At 45.1% G+C, this 17,092-nt stretch carries 17 protein-coding genes; all 17 read right to left on the minus strand.

The window, feature by feature from the left end; genetic code table 11:
• Positions 1-31: 31 nt before the first annotated feature.
• A complete protein-coding gene (locus tag PCH02S_RS12430) occupies positions 32-1,726 on the minus strand; it encodes a phospho-sugar mutase (protein ID WP_127453381.1) in 1,695 nt (564 codons plus the stop codon).
• Between the two features lie 34 nt (positions 1,727-1,760).
• Complete coding sequence (gene fabZ / locus PCH02S_RS12435; protein ID WP_127453383.1) at positions 1,761-2,189, minus strand: 3-hydroxyacyl-ACP dehydratase FabZ; 429 nt, start codon at positions 2,187-2,189, stop codon at positions 1,761-1,763.
• 159 nt (positions 2,190-2,348) lie between these two features.
• Positions 2,349-2,867, minus strand: a complete 519-nt coding sequence (locus PCH02S_RS12440; RefSeq protein WP_174806771.1) for a CDP-alcohol phosphatidyltransferase family protein — start codon at positions 2,865-2,867, stop codon at positions 2,349-2,351.
• A 100-nt stretch (positions 2,868-2,967) separates the two neighbouring features.
• Entirely contained in the window at positions 2,968-3,198 is a 231-nt protein-coding gene (locus tag PCH02S_RS12445; protein WP_127453387.1) for a DNA-directed RNA polymerase subunit beta, read from the minus strand.
• Positions 3,199-3,224: 26 nt separating this feature from the next.
• The gene (locus PCH02S_RS12450) at positions 3,225-4,091 is read right to left on the minus strand and encodes a flagellar hook-basal body protein (protein WP_127453389.1); all 867 of its coding nucleotides are present in this window, start codon (positions 4,089-4,091) and stop codon (positions 3,225-3,227) included.
• A 23-nt stretch (positions 4,092-4,114) separates the two neighbouring features.
• A complete protein-coding gene (locus PCH02S_RS12455) occupies positions 4,115-5,008 on the minus strand; it encodes a flagellar hook-basal body protein (RefSeq protein WP_127453391.1) in 894 nt (297 codons plus the stop codon).
• A gap of 25 nt (positions 5,009-5,033) precedes the next feature.
• A complete protein-coding gene (gene mreB, locus PCH02S_RS12460; RefSeq protein ID WP_079417018.1) occupies positions 5,034-6,035 on the minus strand; it encodes a rod shape-determining protein in 1,002 nt (333 codons plus the stop codon).
• Positions 6,036-6,199: 164 nt separating this feature from the next.
• Positions 6,200-6,490 carry a sporulation transcriptional regulator SpoIIID gene (spoIIID, locus tag PCH02S_RS12465; RefSeq protein WP_127453393.1) on the minus strand — a complete coding sequence of 97 codons (291 nt, stop codon included), beginning with the start codon at positions 6,488-6,490 and terminating at the stop codon, positions 6,200-6,202.
• Positions 6,491-6,790: 300 nt separating this feature from the next.
• Positions 6,791-7,522 (minus strand): M23 family metallopeptidase, encoded by a 732-nt coding sequence (locus tag PCH02S_RS12470; RefSeq protein WP_127453395.1) that lies wholly within the window; start codon positions 7,520-7,522, stop codon positions 6,791-6,793.
• 82 nt (positions 7,523-7,604) lie between these two features.
• Entirely contained in the window at positions 7,605-8,657 is a 1,053-nt protein-coding gene (gene spoIID / locus PCH02S_RS12475) for a stage II sporulation protein D (RefSeq protein WP_127453397.1), read from the minus strand.
• 100 nt (positions 8,658-8,757) lie between these two features.
• Positions 8,758-9,921 carry an RCC1 domain-containing protein gene (locus PCH02S_RS12480; RefSeq protein ID WP_127453502.1) on the minus strand — a complete coding sequence of 388 codons (1,164 nt, stop codon included), beginning with the start codon at positions 9,919-9,921 and terminating at the stop codon, positions 8,758-8,760.
• A 662-nt stretch (positions 9,922-10,583) separates the two neighbouring features.
• Positions 10,584-11,903, minus strand: coding sequence for a UDP-N-acetylglucosamine 1-carboxyvinyltransferase (gene murA, locus PCH02S_RS12485; protein ID WP_127453399.1), 1,320 nt, complete (start codon positions 11,901-11,903; stop codon positions 10,584-10,586).
• Positions 11,904-12,100: 197 nt separating this feature from the next.
• The gene (locus tag PCH02S_RS12490) at positions 12,101-12,361 is read right to left on the minus strand and encodes a DUF1146 family protein (protein ID WP_246069053.1); all 261 of its coding nucleotides are present in this window, start codon (positions 12,359-12,361) and stop codon (positions 12,101-12,103) included.
• 19 nt (positions 12,362-12,380) lie between these two features.
• The gene (locus PCH02S_RS12495; RefSeq protein ID WP_127453400.1) at positions 12,381-14,909 is read right to left on the minus strand and encodes a S8 family peptidase; all 2,529 of its coding nucleotides are present in this window, start codon (positions 14,907-14,909) and stop codon (positions 12,381-12,383) included.
• 289 nt (positions 14,910-15,198) lie between these two features.
• Positions 15,199-15,624, minus strand: a complete 426-nt coding sequence (locus PCH02S_RS12500) for a hypothetical protein (RefSeq protein ID WP_127453402.1) — start codon at positions 15,622-15,624, stop codon at positions 15,199-15,201.
• 32 nt (positions 15,625-15,656) lie between these two features.
• Positions 15,657-16,334 (minus strand): hypothetical protein, encoded by a 678-nt coding sequence (locus PCH02S_RS12505; RefSeq protein ID WP_127453403.1) that lies wholly within the window; start codon positions 16,332-16,334, stop codon positions 15,657-15,659.
• A 129-nt stretch (positions 16,335-16,463) separates the two neighbouring features.
• Positions 16,464-16,937, minus strand: coding sequence for a hypothetical protein (locus PCH02S_RS12510; RefSeq protein WP_127453404.1), 474 nt, complete (start codon positions 16,935-16,937; stop codon positions 16,464-16,466).
• Positions 16,938-17,092 lie beyond the last annotated feature (155 nt).

Consider the following 17,092-nt stretch of genomic DNA (forward strand, 5'->3'; position numbering starts at 1 on the left):
GTTCTGAAGAGGTTCAATTGATCCTATTTCATTATCCGTCTACACGGCTAAGTACATTTTGAATGATGCGATCTAACTGTTCTGCCGCTTCTGCGCCTGAAGATCCTTTTACCGCAAAATAGAATTTAATTTTGGGTTCAGTGCCCGATGGACGCAAACAGAACCAGGAACCGTCCTCCAGTTTGAATTTCAGCACGTTCTCAAGCGGAAGTCCATTTACCCCTTTGGCGTAATCTTCCATAGCGGTAACCGGCGTACCGGCAATCTCGGTTGGAGGGTTCGTTCTCCACGCTTCTACCATACGTCCGATTTGTTCTACGCCGTCTTTCCCTTTAAGCGTCCTTGATTCCAGTTTTTCCAAAAAGTAACCAAAGGATTCGTACAGCTCTTGCAGGACTTCATATAATGTCTTGCCTTGTTTCTTATAATAAGCTGCCGCTTCTGCGATAAGCATAGCTGCAATGACAGCATCTTTATCACGCGCGTAGTCGCCAGCCAAATAACCATAGCTCTCTTCGTAGCCGAATAAGAAAGTTTGCTCGCCCGTTTGCTCGAACTGCGTCATTTTTTCCCCGATATATTTAAAACCGGTTAACGTATTTAACGTTGGAATGCCATAATGGTCCGCTATGACAGCGCCCATCTCGCTCGTTACGATCGTTTTGACGACTACGCCGTTGGCAGGAAGTGTTCCACGCTCTTTCAAGCTCGATAATAAATAATTAACCATAATGGCTCCCGATTGGTTGCCTGTAAGAACAAAATACTCCCCGTTCTGATCCTTCACTACTGCGCCCATACGGTCAGCATCCGGGTCGGTGCCGATAATGATATCAGCATTCCAATCCTTCGCTTGTGCAATAGCGAGTGTAAAAGCTTCACGTTCCTCCGGATTCGGAGACTTCACGGTTGAGAATTGCGCATCCGGCAGCTCTTGCTCAGCAACAACACGGACTTGTCCAAAACCGAGGGTTTGCAATACGGCTCTAACCGGCACATTACCCGCACCATGCAGCGGCGTGAAGATAACACGGAAATCATCGCTAATTTCCTTGATCACTTCCGGATTCTGGCTAATCGCAGTTACTGCCTTTATGTATGCCTGATCGACATCTTCGCCAAGCCATACAAGAAGACCTTGATCTTCTGCTTCCTGCTGGCTCAGTTTCTTCACTTTATCAAAAGAGTCAATGCTCTGAACTTCGGCGATCACTTGCTCCGCAAACTGAGGAACGAGTTGTCCACCGTCTGCGCCATATACTTTATATCCATTATATTCAGGTGGATTATGGCTTGCTGTCACGACAACGCCTGCTGTCGCGCCTAAGTATCTTACGGCAAAAGACAGCTGTGGTGTAGCATGTAATGTTTTGAATAGATAGGCCTTAACGCCGTTTCCTGCAAAAACCAGGGCAGCCTCTAGAGCGAACTCCGGCGACATATGACGTGAATCGTAAGCCAGTACAATAGAAGGGCTTTGTACGCCTGTGCTATTCACATATTGTGCAAGACCTTGGCTTGCACGACCAACGGTGTAGACATTGATGCGGTTCGTTCCGGCGCCAATAACGCCACGAAGCCCACCTGTACCGAATTCGAGATCCTTGTAAAAGCGATCCTCAATTTCTTTCTCGTCTTCCCGAATTGCAAGCAGTTCCTTTTTCGTTTCTGCATCCACTGCTGGATCGTTCAGCCATAATTGATACTCTGTTTGTACGCGCGTCATAGTAGTCAGGTTCATCTCCTTTTTATCTATGGGGTTATTTATTAGCAAGGGCGAACATAAGTTCACCTTCGACTACCACTTTCTCGCCTACTTTCGCCACAGCTTGGCCTTTAACAATTGTTCCTTTAACTCGTGTAATCGTCATTTCTAATGTCAGTGTATCACCAGGCACCACTTGTTGACGCCAGCGAATGCCATCTGCACCAGCGAATAAACCAATTTTACCTTTATACTCAGGCATGGAAAGGACAGCTACAGCGCCCACTTGTGCCAAAGCTTCAATAATCAGCACACCCGGCATAACCGGATACCCTGGGAAATGACCTGCGAAGAAAGGTTCATTGATGGTAACATTCTTAATCCCTACCGCTTTCACGCCTTGCTCTACTTCCAAAATGCGGTCAACAAGCAGAAAAGGGGGGCGATGTGGAATAATTTCTTGAATCTGGTTAATATCTAGCATAACGGAAAATGCTCCTTTCAATTTCTTGTATAAAATACAAGGTAATCACTTACAATACTGGTGTCCCTTCATTAACTGCAGAAGTGAAGGTTCATATAGGGGAGCTTATGTAAAGAGGTGTGTGCACAGCCCTCACATAGGCTCTTTTTACGTTATGGTCTATTTCGCTTTGGCCCTCCGGTTTAATAGCAAGAATTGAAAAATATAAATGAAGGAAGTTAAGAAAGAGATCCCGATCACGAACCACAAATAGGTAATGGCGAAATCTAAATGAAATACAATGAAGAGAATGGCGAGATAGTAAAGTACTGTCGTTAATTTCCCCATCACATTGGCGGGAACGGTTAGTTTTCCCCTGAAGTGGACGAAAGCAGAGCCCATGATCATGCCCAGATCACGAATAAAAATCGCTGCCGCCGCCTGCCATGGTATCATCCCTGTAAGGAGTAAAGAGAGAATGACCGCAATCATCATGCACTTATCCGCTAGGGGGTCCAGCATAACACCAACAGGTGTCACCAAACCTCGAGTTCTGGCAATATAACCGTCTAAGATATCTGTAAGCCCTGCTGCCAGCAAGATCAGAAAGGCTATTTGGATATGGCCGCTGAAAAAAATGATGAGGTACACAGGGATAAGAACAAACCTGCTGATGGTGAGCATGTTCGGAATATTCAAAGTACCCCTCCTGCGCCTTTTATCTGGTCTCTGACGATTAGCCTTCATTCATTATACATTTGCTAACACAAAAATAAAACTCCCAATAAGGGAGTTCGAATTAATTCGCAAATACCAAATCGTATAAATGCCGCCAAGTGCTCATATGGAAGATTTCCGCTGATGGCTGATGGCCCAGCTTGGAGTATCCGACCCATAGCCCGATATAAACAGCTAGCACGCAAAGAACGGGAATACGTATGATTTTGAAAATAAGCCATATGATGTTTAGCCATTTCGGCCTAGGTGCCTTTTTCTTCTTTGGAGTAGGCTTGTTAGGCTTGTCAGACATCGAGCCCTATCCCTCCCTTTCTACGATCAGACGCGCAAATTATTCGCGATATTCATCATCTGATCGGCAGATGTAATCGCCCGGGAATTGAGTTGAAGCGCTCTTTGCACCATCACAAGATCCGTCATTTCGTCGGAAAGCGTCACATTGGATTGCTCTAAAAACCCCTGCATTAACGTAACCCGATTATTGGTTGTATCCAGCCCCGGATCCACATTTTGCAAAATGTTCGCCTTCTCGGCCTCCGTAATTCCCGTAGGAAGTGCGTACAGGTTATCTCCAGCATCTTGGAGCAACTGTGGGCGCACAACGCGAACCAGCTTGATCTGACCCAGATTAAGCGGCTCAGCAGTCGGGTCCTGCTCACTGTATCCATTGATAATGCCGTTTGGTTGAACAACAGGTCTGAAGCCAGCAGGTATACGAATGGGGTTACCGTCTGTTCCTGTAACAAAATGACCCTCTTTGGTAGTAAGAACCGTATCGCCATTGGCATCAGGTGTCAAATTGAAAGACCCATTACGCGTCCATGCCGGTTGAAATACTTGGTTTCCGTTCCCATCCACCTTGCTGACGGACACTTCAAACAACCCGTCTCCCTGAATCGCAAAATCCGTAATACCGCCTGTGGACTGAATTGGCCCTTGCGCAAGGTTCGTTTGGATTTGCACCAACTTTGATCCCCATCCTTGGTTGAAACCAAGAGGAGAGAATCTGCCCTGCTGACGGAATCCTTCCGGCTGTGACTTCACATTGGTCAGAACATCCTCAAAGGAGGCATCCTTTTTCTTAAAACCGGTCGTATTGAGGTTCGCTATGTTATTGGACAAGATATCCAGCTTCTGCTGTAAGCTGTGCATGGATACCGATGAGTTAATCATGGAATTGTTCATGTGTGGCTCCTTCGCAAGCTAGATTAGACGCGTCCGACTTCGTTCGCTGCCTTGTCCATACTTTTATCATAAGATTGAATGACTTTCTGATTGGCTTCATAGGCGCGCAGTGCCGACATCATATCGACCATAGACTGCGCAGAATCCACGTTGGAGCGCTCGATAAAACCTTGGCGAACTTCGACTTGATCACCGACGGCAACCTGTGTAACCGTTGCTTCGTCGCCTGGATTGATCCGCAGCAAACCGTTCCCTTCACGCAGCAAAAGATTCGGATCCTCTGCACGCGAAAGCATCAATCCTACAGGTTGTCCAGCCTGATTCAACAGCGGTTGGCCGTTCCCGTCAAGGAACTCCCCTTTGTCTGTTACCTTAAAGGAACGAATGGGCTGGCCCGCTCCATCAACAAGCAGCAAGGGTTGTCCATCACGACCTAACACCTGATTGCCATTGGCGTTCACGAGCTGTCCTGTCGGATCGACGGTGAACTTACCATTCAAGGAATACCGGAGTTCTCCATTCGCATTCATCACGGTGAATAGTGCTTGCGGCTGGAACGTGCGCTCCCCGTCCGCATTCACGTATTTCCCTGAAGCGTCAAAAGACATGCCAGGCACTTGGATGTTCGACACGAGGGCAAAATCAAATGGATTTTGCGTTTCCTGCAAGTCGCCTTGTGCGTGGACGGAGATATTCTCCTCTGAAAACACACCGAGACTCATCTTCCCAAGCGGTGCCGTTGAGGCGCCTTGTCCACCGCGAATTGTAGAAATAAGCATCTCCGGGAACGAACGCGACAAGGCATTGCCTTGTTTAAAACCCGGGGAATTAATATTAGCAATATTGTTCGTAATGGTATCGTGTCTGCGCTGCTCGGAGATCATTCCTGCCGCCGCGGTATACAGTCCTCTTAGCATCTCTTCACCTCTTGGATAAACTTGTCTAGTTAAATTTACGTTTGGAAACTTTATCTAGATTATCGAGCATGATCCCAGTTCCTTTAACTACGCAAGACATAGGATCTTCCGCAATTAATACCGGAACCTTCAACTCGTCTGCTAACAACTGATCCAGGCCATGCAGCAAAGCTCCGCCGCCTGTCAGGATAACGCCACGGTCAATAATGTCTGCGGAAAGTTCAGGTGGCGTACGCTCCAAAACGCTTTTCGCAGCCGTTACGATCGATGAAACCGGATCCCATAGAGCTTCCTGGACCTCACTGGAGTGAATCGTAATCGTAAGCGGCAATCCGGATACCATATCTCTACCGCGAATATCCATCTCTTGATCTCTGCCGTGTGGATATACCGTTCCGATTTTCAACTTAATATCTTCGCTCGTCCGCTCACCAATCAGCAGCTTGTACTTATTTTTGATATACTTCGTGATGGCAATATCGAACTTGTCGCCAGCGATTTTGATGGAGGAGGAGGTGACGATGTCGCCCATGGATAACACGGCCACATCCGTCGTCCCTCCGCCAATATCTACAACCATGTTGCCGCTAGGTTGGAAAATGTCCATACCGGCGCCAATTGCCGCTGCTTTCGGTTCTTCTTCCATGAATACCTCTCGGGCACCGCTGCGCTCAGCCGCTTCGCGGATCGCCTTCTGCTCAACCGAGGTGATGTTGGTAGGGGCGCAGATCAAGATACGCGGATGCGAATACCAGTTCTTGCCCCCTACTTTTGCAATAAAATGCTTTAACATCATTTCCGTAATATCGAAGTCCGCAATAACCCCATCTTTCAATGGACGAATCGCGATAATATTGCCTGGAGTTCTACCGACCATGCGGAAAGCTTCTTCTCCAACAGCAAGCACGCGTTTCGTATCGCTTTCAATCGCTACTACAGATGGCTCATCGAGCACAACGCCGCGTCCTTTCACATGAATGAGCACATTTGCCGTGCCGAGATCTATTCCAATATCCTTGCTTAACATTTCAAGTTAATCCTCCCTAAATCTACCGTCCATCCCGTGAAGAATCGGCGCTCTTATAGATAGTTCTAATTATAAGCTAAATTCGCTGTAAATGCATTAATTCCTCTTTTTCCGTGAAATTTCGACATGTCCAGTTCCAGGAAACCGTCGGGATGAAGGTATTTTTAGGATTTGACCGTGACTAAGTTCTCGGAGTGCTTCGGGGTTCGTGTCTTTCGATACTTGATTTTCGTCGCTTCTCCTCCCCTTAGATGTCTAATGGACTTATGATACTCCAAAATGTGCTTCACCTGGTTGGCCAGGTCCGGGTTGATTTCCGGCAGTCTTTCCGTCAAATCCTTATGCACCGTGCTCTTGGAAACACCGAATTCCTTCGCAATGGTGCGAACCGTATTCTTGGTCTCGACGATACAGGTACCAATCTTAATGGTTCGCTCTTTGATGTAATCGTGCACTCCCCTCGCCTCCCTACTCGAGATAGTTTGGTAAAGTATATGAGGGGCATGACTAGATATTCTACGTAACCAAGCCTGACAAGCCCATTTCCCATATTTATTTTCAAAAAAATCAGGAAATAAGGGCTTATGCGGTCTTTTTTGGCAAGGACAAGTCTGTTGTGTACCTAATGGAGGGCAAGCCGTGGAGTAGCCCCCTTAGGTTTCAAAGCAAAAAAGCAGCAGGATATACCCGCTGCCCTCATTCTATGTAGGCTGGTTGGTGACGAAGCCACCTTCTTGCCTTTTCATGATAACCGATTACTGTTTAGCGTTTAGAATCGTTTCCGGATTCAGAGCGGCATTATCGCTAACTTGACGCACTTCAAAGTGCAGGTGCACGCCGTCTTCCTTCTCGAAATCATTACGTCCCGCTTTGGCGATGACGTCGCCTTTTTTCACTTCAGCGCCTTTGGTTACTTTGACCTCAGCTAAGCTTTGGTACACGCTGATCAAGCCATTGCTGTGCGTAATTTCGACAAGATTGCCGACAACCGGATTTTGCTCAACTGCCGTAACCTTACCGCTCATAGCGGCCAATACATCAAATGCTGCGCCATCTTTGGCTTTCAAATCGATTGCGGTATGCGGCGTCAATTGATCGTTATACTGAATCATTGCCGCCTGTTTAACTTCATTTGTTGCATTGGTGTCATAGAACGGAATGGATACTTCTAGAGCCGCTCTGTCTTTCACAGGCCATTGCATAGCTTCTGCTGGTGCGTTGACGGCAACCGCTCCATCTTTGGAATTGTCAGGTGCTTGATCGTCGCTGCTTACCTTAATGCCCAGATCGTCTTGGCTGACTGTTTTCGTACCTGTGTCCTGGTACACCCACATTAAGGTTAAGATAATTGCCGCTGCTGCTACATACGTTGCTGGGAATACCCATTTCTTAGCAAGCAACCTCTTCCATGCGGATGGACTTCCTTGTGCCCCTTGAACAGTTTTAGGAGCTTCTTCTTTTTGAAAACCTTTGTTTTGATCACTCATGGTTAATCACCTCATCAACCATTCTTGACACATTTAAAGGTTTTATACTTGAAGAAAGATATTTTTATAGAAACGTTATAAACTAAGATTTCTGGATAAAAGGGGTCGCTTTTTCAATAGAGATGCCTGTGTAATAGTAGGTTACAATCTGCGCTGCAGTCTTGCCTTCCTTGGCCATTCCATTAGCGCCATATTGGCTTAAGCCAACACCATGACCGTATCCGTAAGTCGTAAACGTAATTTTGGAACCGGACCATTTCCAGGCAAATTGGGAGGATGCTAATCCTAGCTTTTCTCTTACTTCTCGACCAGAGAAGGTTTTTCCTCCGATCGTCATCTTCTTGATTCGATGTCCCATGGACCACTCTAGCACCTTCATACTCTTTGTTCCGGTACCGGTGGTGGCTATACTCGTGACGCCCAGTTTCTGCAGCATACTCTTGTACGTAATATCTACGGTTTCCTGGTAGCGAGAAGACAGCTTCACATCCCACGGGCTGGGCACGCTGCGTAAATAGGGACTCATAAACGGCCAGTAATCTTCTGAGTTTTCCGTATACCCATTGCTCGTTGAGAAAAAAGTAGCATTGATAGGCTTGTGCTCATAAGTCAAAATCAAATCTTTCGTTTCACTCACAGCTCTATCGATTTTGGCCATATTCGTTTCATACGTCCCTTTGGTCCACTTCTCTCTTAACTCTTGATCGGTCAGATAGGCTTGATGTGCCGTCGTGTCTGTTACAAGCGCATCATTTACAGGCACATTACTATAATCCTTCTCTAGCACCCTGCGTATGACGTATGTTCTAGCTGCCATTGCTTGCGCTTTGAGCGCTTCCAGCTCGAACTCTACTGGCATTTCTGCAGCGAGCACACCCTTCACATACTGCTCCAAGGGCACCGTTTCGATTTCATCTTTTTTGGTCAAATAGACAGGGATCATCAACCCTTGAGCGGTCACCGTTTCCTGATGAGAGCCATCAATCGCTAGCTGTACAGAGGGCGGTTCTTCGCCCCCCGGAATCTTCTTGACTAGCAATCCAGGAACAAGAAGGATGACGCAGAGCATAGAAGACAAACAAACAGCCATCCATAGGATGGCCCCGCGGCCAGGAACACGTTTTTTCTTCAACATCGTCTCAGCAGCCTCCATAAGCGCGTTTACTAGCAGGTATTTTGGTATGACTTAGCTTATGAGAGACGCTGATAGATTAGAACATGTTACAATTTGAGATTTACAGACCTGTAACTTGAGCCGGCGTATAATGGTCAGTTCTTGTGCCATCTCCAAGTTGGTAAAAATAGTTGTGGCCCCATGCCCATACCGTTCCGTCTGACTTTTGTGCCACCGTAAAAGTTGCACTCGTGGACACAGCCGTCACCCCGCTTAGACCCGCTACCTGAACTGGGCTTAGATAGGTCGAACCAACCGTACAGTCTCCCAGTTGACCAGTTGAGTTATAACCCCAAGCCCATAGCGTGCCGTCATTTTTAATCGCCACGCTATGGTGCCAATCCGCTTCTACTACTTTTACGTTGCTCAAACCTGAAATCTGAACCGGAGTTGTATGACTGGTAGTCGTACCATCTCCGAATTGGCCAGTTGAATTATTGCCCCATGCCCACACTGTTCCATCCGATTTTATAGCAAGACTGTGGGTGGAACCGGCTGACACGTAGGATACATTACTGAGACCTGACACTTGTACCGGAGTTACCCGAGTCGTCGTTGTTCCGTCTCCCAGTTGACCATCCGTATTGTAACCCCAAGCCCATACCGTTCCATCCGACTTTATGGCAAGGCTATGATAGTTTTTCGATGAGATGGCTACGATATTGGTCAATCCAGATACCTGTACGGGAGTTGACCGATTTGTTGTTGTTCCATCCCCCAACTCACCGAAAATATTACTCCCCCATGCCCACACCGTTCCATCGGACTTTAAAGCTAAACTATGGTAGAATCCAGCTTCTACATCAATTACATCTGTTAAATTATTCACTTGAACCGGGCTGTTGCGATTTATGACCGTCGTGCCATCTCCCAGTTGGCCAACAGAATTAGTTCCCCATGCGAACACGATTCCGTCGTTGCGTAATGCCAAACTGTGGTTTTCATCTCCTGCCGCAACATCGACAATATCTTGAAGAAGTGAACTTTGAACCGCAGATGAGCTGCTCGTACCTAAACCGTTACCTAATTGTCCTAAATTCCCATCGCCCCAAGCCCATAAAGTAGCATCTGTCTTCAAAAATAACGAATGACCCCAACCTGTTGCAAGGACTGTCTTCAATTGAGGTGGATTCGTTGGATTTCCTTGCGCCGATGCAGGTACGATCATCATGGCGAGTAACATGAAAGTAAGCATTGAAATAAATCCTTTTCTTCTCATCAGCATTAATATTCTCTCCTTCGCTTGATAAATTGGTTGCCTGACTGGTCGTCGGTCGGAATCATAGATTCCAAATAGCCTAGCTAAGCTTATCCTCCTTTCTAATAGTGTAAAAATATGGAATTGGATACATAATTAATAATACTAATTTATGAGATTAAAACAATAATAAAATTTTACAATATTTGTATAAAGTAATGGTGGCTCGCATTCAGGCATACAGGACAAATAACCAACTATTAGTAGCCAAAAAGGGGGATTTGGCCGAATATCAACTGGCACAAATCCCCCTGGGAGCTCTTATGAGCTCTTATTCAACTGGTTAGTTCCTTTTTTCCAAAACATAACGTTTTAACTCTGCGGACTGATCTTTGTTCTCGGAAGCCCTCGCTTTTTTATCTTCTTTGAATCCAGCAAAGGCTCAATTAGAGGAACTAGAGTCCTCTATCCTAGTGAAAAATGAGCAATTGCCACTCTGAGCGAAACTACAGGGTCTTAATTGTCCACAATGGCGCGTTTTCTAGATGATATCGACAAAATAACGGTCCGTAGTTCCCCTTCCACATGGAACTTCCGCTTTTTCAGAAAATAGCGGACTCCAGTTCCCATATCTGATGCATATAGCCATAAAAAAACCGCCGGAGCTCCCTCCGACGGTTCTTACTATCCTACGCTAACGTTGGCTGGATATTGAAAAACCCCAGCTCCGCCGCTTCTTGCTCCACTTGTTGCGGCACCGACCGATAAATATCGGCGCCAAGCCCGCGCAATACGTCGGTAATATCGACATATCCGCGATCAATATGGTGAACGCCTGTAATCTCGGTCTCACCTTCCGCTGCCAACGCCGCCAAAATCAGCGCCGCACCAGCACGCAAGTCGGTTGCGCACACTTTTGCACCGCGCAGCTTCGCATTCCCACTGACGATTGCCGTACGGCCATCGACTTTAATATGAGCGTTCATGTTCGCGAATTCTTCCACGTGCATGAACCGATTTTCGAACACGGTCTCAGTCACAAGGCTTGTGCCATCCGCCACCATTAGCAGCGCCATCATTTGCGACTGCATATCGGTTGGGAAGCCCGGATACGGCAGTGTCTTCACGTCAACCGCGCGCAGCGGTCCCGTGGCACGAACGCGAATACCGTTTTCATCTTCTTCGATGACAACGCCCATCTCCTGCATTTTAGAAATGACAGGACGCAGGTGATCCCCGATAGCATTTTCCATGTACAGTTCACTGCCGGTAATAGCAGCAGCAATCATATATGTACCCGCTTCTACGCGATCCGGTATAACCGTATGTACGGCCCCACAAAGTTTCTCTACGCCTTCTATGCGAATAACGCCCGTTCCTGCGCCGCGGATAATTGCCCCCATCGCATTCAGATAGTTCGCCAAATCGACAATTTCCGGCTCTTTGGCTGCATTCTCAATGATGGTTGTGCCTTCCGCAAGCGTAGCTGCCATCATAATATTTTCGGTTGCGCCAACGCTGGCAACATCCAAATAAATTTTAGCACCCTTCAGGCGCCCCTTCACTCTGGCTTCAATATACCCTTGGCCCAATTCAATATCGGCACCCATCGCTTCGAAGCCTTTGAGATGCTGATCAATTGGCCGCGTGCCAATCGCACAACCACCTGGGAGTGAAATTCTTGCTTGCCCCCGTCTTGCTAACAATGGCCCCATAACAAGGAAAGAGGCTCTCATTTTACGGACTAGATCATAGGATGCTTCGCATGTGTCAATGCGTTCCGCACGAACACGAATAACCTGTCGGTCATAGGCGACTTCAATACCTAAGCTTTGCAATACTTTATTAATGACTAGTACATCGTCAAGGGGAGGCGCATCGTGGATGACGCTTTCACCTTCCGACCCCAGAATGGAAGCTGCAATAATCGGCAGTACCGCATTTTTCGCTCCGTTGATTTTCACATTGCCAGCTAACTTTCGGCCACCGCGGACGATAATTTTGCTCATCATGGTCCCTCCGCGCACTTATTTTAATTACAAGGTTTTGCACATTTCCTAAGTTTATCATCACAAGCCACATAGTTACAACTGTGTTCTTTTGGTATTCTCAAACACCTACATAGAGTTCGAATAGGATCTCCATTTTCGATCCGTTCTACTATCCATTGTTGACAACAATTTAAATCATTATTCGAAAAAGGGAATTAAAACATCTTTCCGAAGCCCATGGAGAACCCTAAATATTGGATAAAAAAACTGGCGACTAAGTGACCGAGCCCAATAGAAAGTAGAATTTGTAGCATAATGGCTTGCGCGCCCTTAGGATTCTTAAGCAGCACATCAAAGCGAAATGCTTGCAGCGCCCACCACGCGAGGCCGATACACAAAATATAAACAACGATATCGACCATGTTCATTACCGAAGCATACTTCGCGGCTTCATTCCATTTATCCGCTTCTCCCATAGGTCACCCCTTCTCGGTTCTACCGATTCATTACTTTCACCAGCATAGAGACGAATTCAGCGCGTGTGGCTTGCTCATCAGGATGGAAGGAACCATCTGAATAGCCGGTGATCCAGCCGTCAGCCCACATTTGTTTCAAAATCCCCAAGCCCCAGTAAGACTCATCTACGTCATTAAAAGGTGAATTCCCCCGCTTTTTCCCTGTCATATTCATGCTGCGGGCAAGCATTTGTGTCATTTCCATTCGCGTAAGCGTACGATCAGGTCCGAAGGTTCCATCAGGGTAACCGGCAACAATATCTGCTTGCAGCGCTTTGGCGACATAATCATAGGCCCAGTGTGTATTGGGCATATCAGAGAACTTCAGCTCTTTGCGTTTCGTCAGCTTCAAGGCTCGAGTCAAAACCGTCGCTGCTTCCGCTCGGGTAATCGACTGATTCGGAGCAAAACGGTAATTGCCATAACCGCTAATCACGCCTTGCTCCGTAAGCTTGCTTATCGCATCTTGAGCCCAATGCCCTTCAATATCGGCGAATCCGCTTACCAGCGTGTAACTGCCAATTTTCAACCTGTACATTTGGCTCATGAACCATTGGTTGGCTTGCAGCTTAATATAATAGGTGCCTGCATTCAACGTTTTCTCAACAAAAAGCTGATCAGAACCGTACTCATTTCTATAAAAACCTTGTTCCTTTAATGTGCTGTCATAAAGCGTTGCGTACATCGTCCTCGAAGTCGGAATGTTGGTCAACCGTATTTGTGCCAGACCGTTTTGGCTCATTCGGAATTCGAACCAATCCACATCATCATTGTTGTTAAATAAACCTTCATACACCGAATTCATCGCTGCAAAAGTCGCCTGATACGACTTATCATTCGGTTCATTCGGATCAATTAACTTCGGTGTATATTCAATTTCTAGCGTATATTCACCTGTGATCGGCTCTGTATAATCCTTCGTATTACTGACTCGAATATAGTATTGCCCTGGAAATACATCCATGAGCGAGCTGATTTCAATTCCGCCATCTCCACCTTGATCTATAGTAATCGACTTTTCCCCTTCCTTCTGAAAAAGAATCATCGGATCTATACGACCCGTATCGACGGAGAGCTTCAATCTTATTGAACCCGAATGCTCTAGAGGTAAGACAAACCAATCGACATCCCCTTTCTGGTGAAAGGTTCCGCGAATCGTTTGACTGCGTTCAGGGAGGGCAAATGCTTTGTATTGCTTATCATTATCTTCAAAAGGGTCCGTGTAGATGATAAAATCCGTTTGCAAACTGTAACTAATCCCTGTTTTCCGTTCGCGATCTACGGTTTGAAGCTGCACATACGTGCGCCCTTTTGTCACTTTTACCTTAAAAGGCTGAGTTCCATCTGAGGAACTATTGGAAATAAAAGTTTCCCCGGAATCAAAGCGTACACGAATACCCGCACTATCGGTGTTCTGCACCCATAGCTCAATATATCCGTCATAGGCCGCATCTATCGCGTACCAATCCTCATCCAGCGCGGAGGATAACGCGGCTTTCACAGAGGTATGTATTGGCAGCTTAGCCGCTTGGCTCTGACGATCGTTTGGCTCAAATCGATCCTCTTTATAAGGCTTAGTCAGCGCCATATCTACACGCAGCAGCCCATATCCCGTTTTGGCATCCCATCCGGTTTCTGCCAGATCATCCGCTGTCTGTTCCAGCTGAGCTCTCACTTCATAAGCACTCATCGTTGGATATTTGCTCCATACTAGTGCCGCTGCCCCAGCAACCTGCGGTGCGGACATCGAGCTGCCGTCTTGATACTGATAGCCGCCGCCTAGTGCTGTGGTATACACATCCCAGGGTGCAACCAGATCCAGCTCTGGCCCGAAATTCGAGCGAGGGTCCGCCTGCTTATCAGCCGTAACGCCTCCTACGGCGAGAACCGTTGGATACGCCGCAGGGTATTTCACACTCATGCTTTCATTGCCGACAGCAGCCACTAGCAGGACATTGTGATCCTCTGCATACTTTACTACGCCTTCCATGTAATCAGAGTACTTATTCAGTCCCAGAGAGAGCACGACGATTTTCGCCCCATGATCCACAGCATATTTGATGCCTTCGCCAAGCTTCGCTTCGCCGCCTGTTCCATCTGACTCCAATGCTTTGATCGGCATGATTTTCGCCATTGGAGCTATACCGGCAATGCCTTTATCGTTATTGATCGAAGCTGCAATGATGCCAGCTACATTCGTTCCATGTCCATTATCATCAATTGGCTTCTTTGAAGGCTGAAGCAAATTCACGCCTTCTACCAAATTACCTACCAAATCAGGATGTGTAAGATCAACGCCCGTGTCAACCACAGCAACTACAATGGATGCACGCGAATCTCCAGCCGCAGCCCATGCTTCATTGATGTGGATCATATCCAGATAGGTCTGTTTCACCCTCATGGGATCCGTCGAAACGGGATAGGCTGCTTCTGTTTTTGTAACCATCACTGTAAGTTCCACAACAAGTATCATCAGGACGATGAACCCTAAGTGTCGAATGAATTTCATGAAATCACAGTTCCTTTATCTCGTAATGGTCTTATGCCTTATCTATCTATACCACATTACCCGTCTTCTCGATACATATAACGGTTTTTCTTCGCAAAAAGTTCAGAACTTTTGAAAAAATTTGAGATGAACACCACAGAGTGGCTCTTATAGTCCAATATTTAAGAAGAAGTCATGATTAAAGAAACAAAAAAACAATCCTCACCCATAAATTATACCATGAGGTGTAAGGATTGTTACTTGTGGATTTTGTCAAAAATAAAGTTAAAATATGGGTAATGGCAAACTTTTAGTTTATTAAACTAATCTCATCAGCAACCAACATGACACCACTATCATAATTATAAATATAAACCCAAAAGTCAATAATATCGCCTTTTTTTAGTGTTTGAGGGTCAATTTCTGTTTTAGTATCGGCTTCAACTTTAAAGATCTTTGTTTTGTTATCAATAACAATGAATCCATTCGTACCTGGGTTTGAATTATTGGCGTTGAACCTCTCAAATTCTTCTCCTATGGGATGGAATTCAGTTAAAGAGACGGTATACATCATTCTTATTCCTTCTGCATTCTTCCCCTTCTGATTGACTGTACTAAAAATTTTTGATTGAAAATGATGATATTTAATCGGAGTTTCTACCGTTTTTTTTGTACATCCTGATATTGCAATACATATAATGAATGACAGTATAATTATCGTTTTTTTAATAGCCACTAAATTCAACTCCTTTATGCACTAATGAAATATTAAAAAACCCTCGTGCAGATAATCCTGACTAGGGTTTTTAATTCTAATGATTCATGTGTTACATACCAGTTTGTACCTGTAAAGTTATTATCATAATGGTAATATTTTAAACCAGGAATCACATTAGGTACAGACCACTTAATTGAATGTGAATTTTTATAACTAGTTGTCACCCCACCTGTAAAAGTCCCCCCTGGCGTTGGTACTGAAAATGCACCTCCAAGAGTCCTTTCTGCTGAGTATGATTTTGTTGCCGTCGCACTTACACTACCGTCATTATAAATTGAAAAGTACGCACCGTAGGAGCCTCCAGTAACTGAGGAAGGTGAAATTCCATTCAAAGATGAAGTATACCAATTATATGTAGATGAAGGCCCAATTAAATACAACGCTGTAGATGAGTAATCCGACCATTGATAAGATCCGAAATATTTTATATCTCTTTTTATAGATCTGTACATGTAGTTAGCATACAAATCCACACCAGCATCACAGTAAGTTCCATTGTTATAAATACACTGTCCGTTTACAGTGTAATCAATTGCAGTGCCTGTGTCAGTTGATAATGTTGTATTACCACTAACAGTCCATGAACCTGACCCCTGCTTGAATCCAGAATCTATCTTCACAGAAGCAGAGGATGCCATACTTACTGATGCAGATTCATTACTACCCAAATTTACAGATATTATTTTGGTTGGTTGTTGAGCATCATTTTGATAAGTTGTACAAACTGTATATCCATTCCCTCCGCCAAAAGGAACGCAATCACCAACAGCTAGTGTTGATACTTCATCTCCATTTTTTTAAAGCTGTGGTTTTTGTCCTTTAAATTTAGTTGATATTGTTTTAACTCTATCTCTTTCCAATGCTATTCGATCATCCCTTGTTAATTGACTACTATTTTTAAGATGCGGAACAGAAAAAACTTGGTGTGACATTTCGCCTTCTGGAGAAAGAGCATAAACTTCGTAAGCTGCTACTGCAATCGGACTTTTTTGCTTTGCTTTTTCTTCATCCGATAATGTTGATTTAAGTATATATTTTCCGTCTTTATCGGTTTTACCATTAAAGACCACTTTGTTGTTATCCTCCGTCAGTGAAAAGATTAATACATCTGCGCTATTAACATGGGCTTCATTCTTGTCAAGCACTTCAATTGTTATTTCCGGATTTAGTTGCAACTCCGTTAATAACCCTTGTGACGATTCTGCATTTGCTGGTAGAACTAGACTCGCAAATAATGCAAACGAAAATAAAGCAGCACAATACTTTTTCATTAAACAACCTCCATATAATTTATAATTTCTTACATATTATACCATTTAATTATAGCCTAACATTTAAACAATGTTACAATTTGATAAATTTTTGGTTAATTATTACAACTAATATATTCAATGTCACCAGCGCTAACTTTTAATTAAATTTTAAA

Source organism: Paenibacillus chondroitinus NBRC 15376 (assembly GCF_004000765.1).
Lineage (GTDB): Bacteria > Bacillota > Bacilli > Paenibacillales > NBRC-103111 > Paenibacillus_E > Paenibacillus_E chondroitinus.

Bases quoted from the DNA above. Each gene is read 5' to 3' on its own strand.
- PCH02S_RS12430 (WP_127453381.1), bottom strand. From the start codon at position 1,726: ATGACGCGCGTACAAACAGAGTATCAATTATGGCTGAACGATCCAGCA.
- PCH02S_RS12480 (WP_127453502.1), bottom strand. From the start codon at position 9,921: ATGCTGATGAGAAGAAAAGGATTTATTTCAATGCTTACTTTCATGTTA.
- PCH02S_RS12495 (WP_127453400.1), bottom strand. From the start codon at position 14,909: ATGAAATTCATTCGACACTTAGGGTTCATCGTCCTGATGATACTTGTT.
- PCH02S_RS12445 (WP_127453387.1), bottom strand. From the start codon at position 3,198: ATGTCTGACAAGCCTAACAAGCCTACTCCAAAGAAGAAAAAGGCACCT.
- PCH02S_RS12490 (WP_246069053.1), bottom strand. From the start codon at position 12,361: ATGGGAGAAGCGGATAAATGGAATGAAGCCGCGAAGTATGCTTCGGTA.
- PCH02S_RS12450 (WP_127453389.1), bottom strand. From the start codon at position 4,091: ATGAACAATTCCATGATTAACTCATCGGTATCCATGCACAGCTTACAG.
- spoIID (WP_127453397.1), bottom strand. From the start codon at position 8,657: ATGTTGAAGAAAAAACGTGTTCCTGGCCGCGGGGCCATCCTATGGATG.
- PCH02S_RS12455 (WP_127453391.1), bottom strand. From the start codon at position 5,008: ATGCTAAGAGGACTGTATACCGCGGCGGCAGGAATGATCTCCGAGCAG.
- PCH02S_RS12470 (WP_127453395.1), bottom strand. From the start codon at position 7,522: ATGAGTGATCAAAACAAAGGTTTTCAAAAAGAAGAAGCTCCTAAAACT.
- mreB (WP_079417018.1), bottom strand. From the start codon at position 6,035: ATGTTAAGCAAGGATATTGGAATAGATCTCGGCACGGCAAATGTGCTC.
- PCH02S_RS12510 (WP_127453404.1), bottom strand. From the start codon at position 16,937: ATGAAAAAGTATTGTGCTGCTTTATTTTCGTTTGCATTATTTGCGAGT.
- murA (WP_127453399.1), bottom strand. From the start codon at position 11,903: ATGAGCAAAATTATCGTCCGCGGTGGCCGAAAGTTAGCTGGCAATGTG.
- fabZ (WP_127453383.1), bottom strand. From the start codon at position 2,189: ATGCTAGATATTAACCAGATTCAAGAAATTATTCCACATCGCCCCCCT.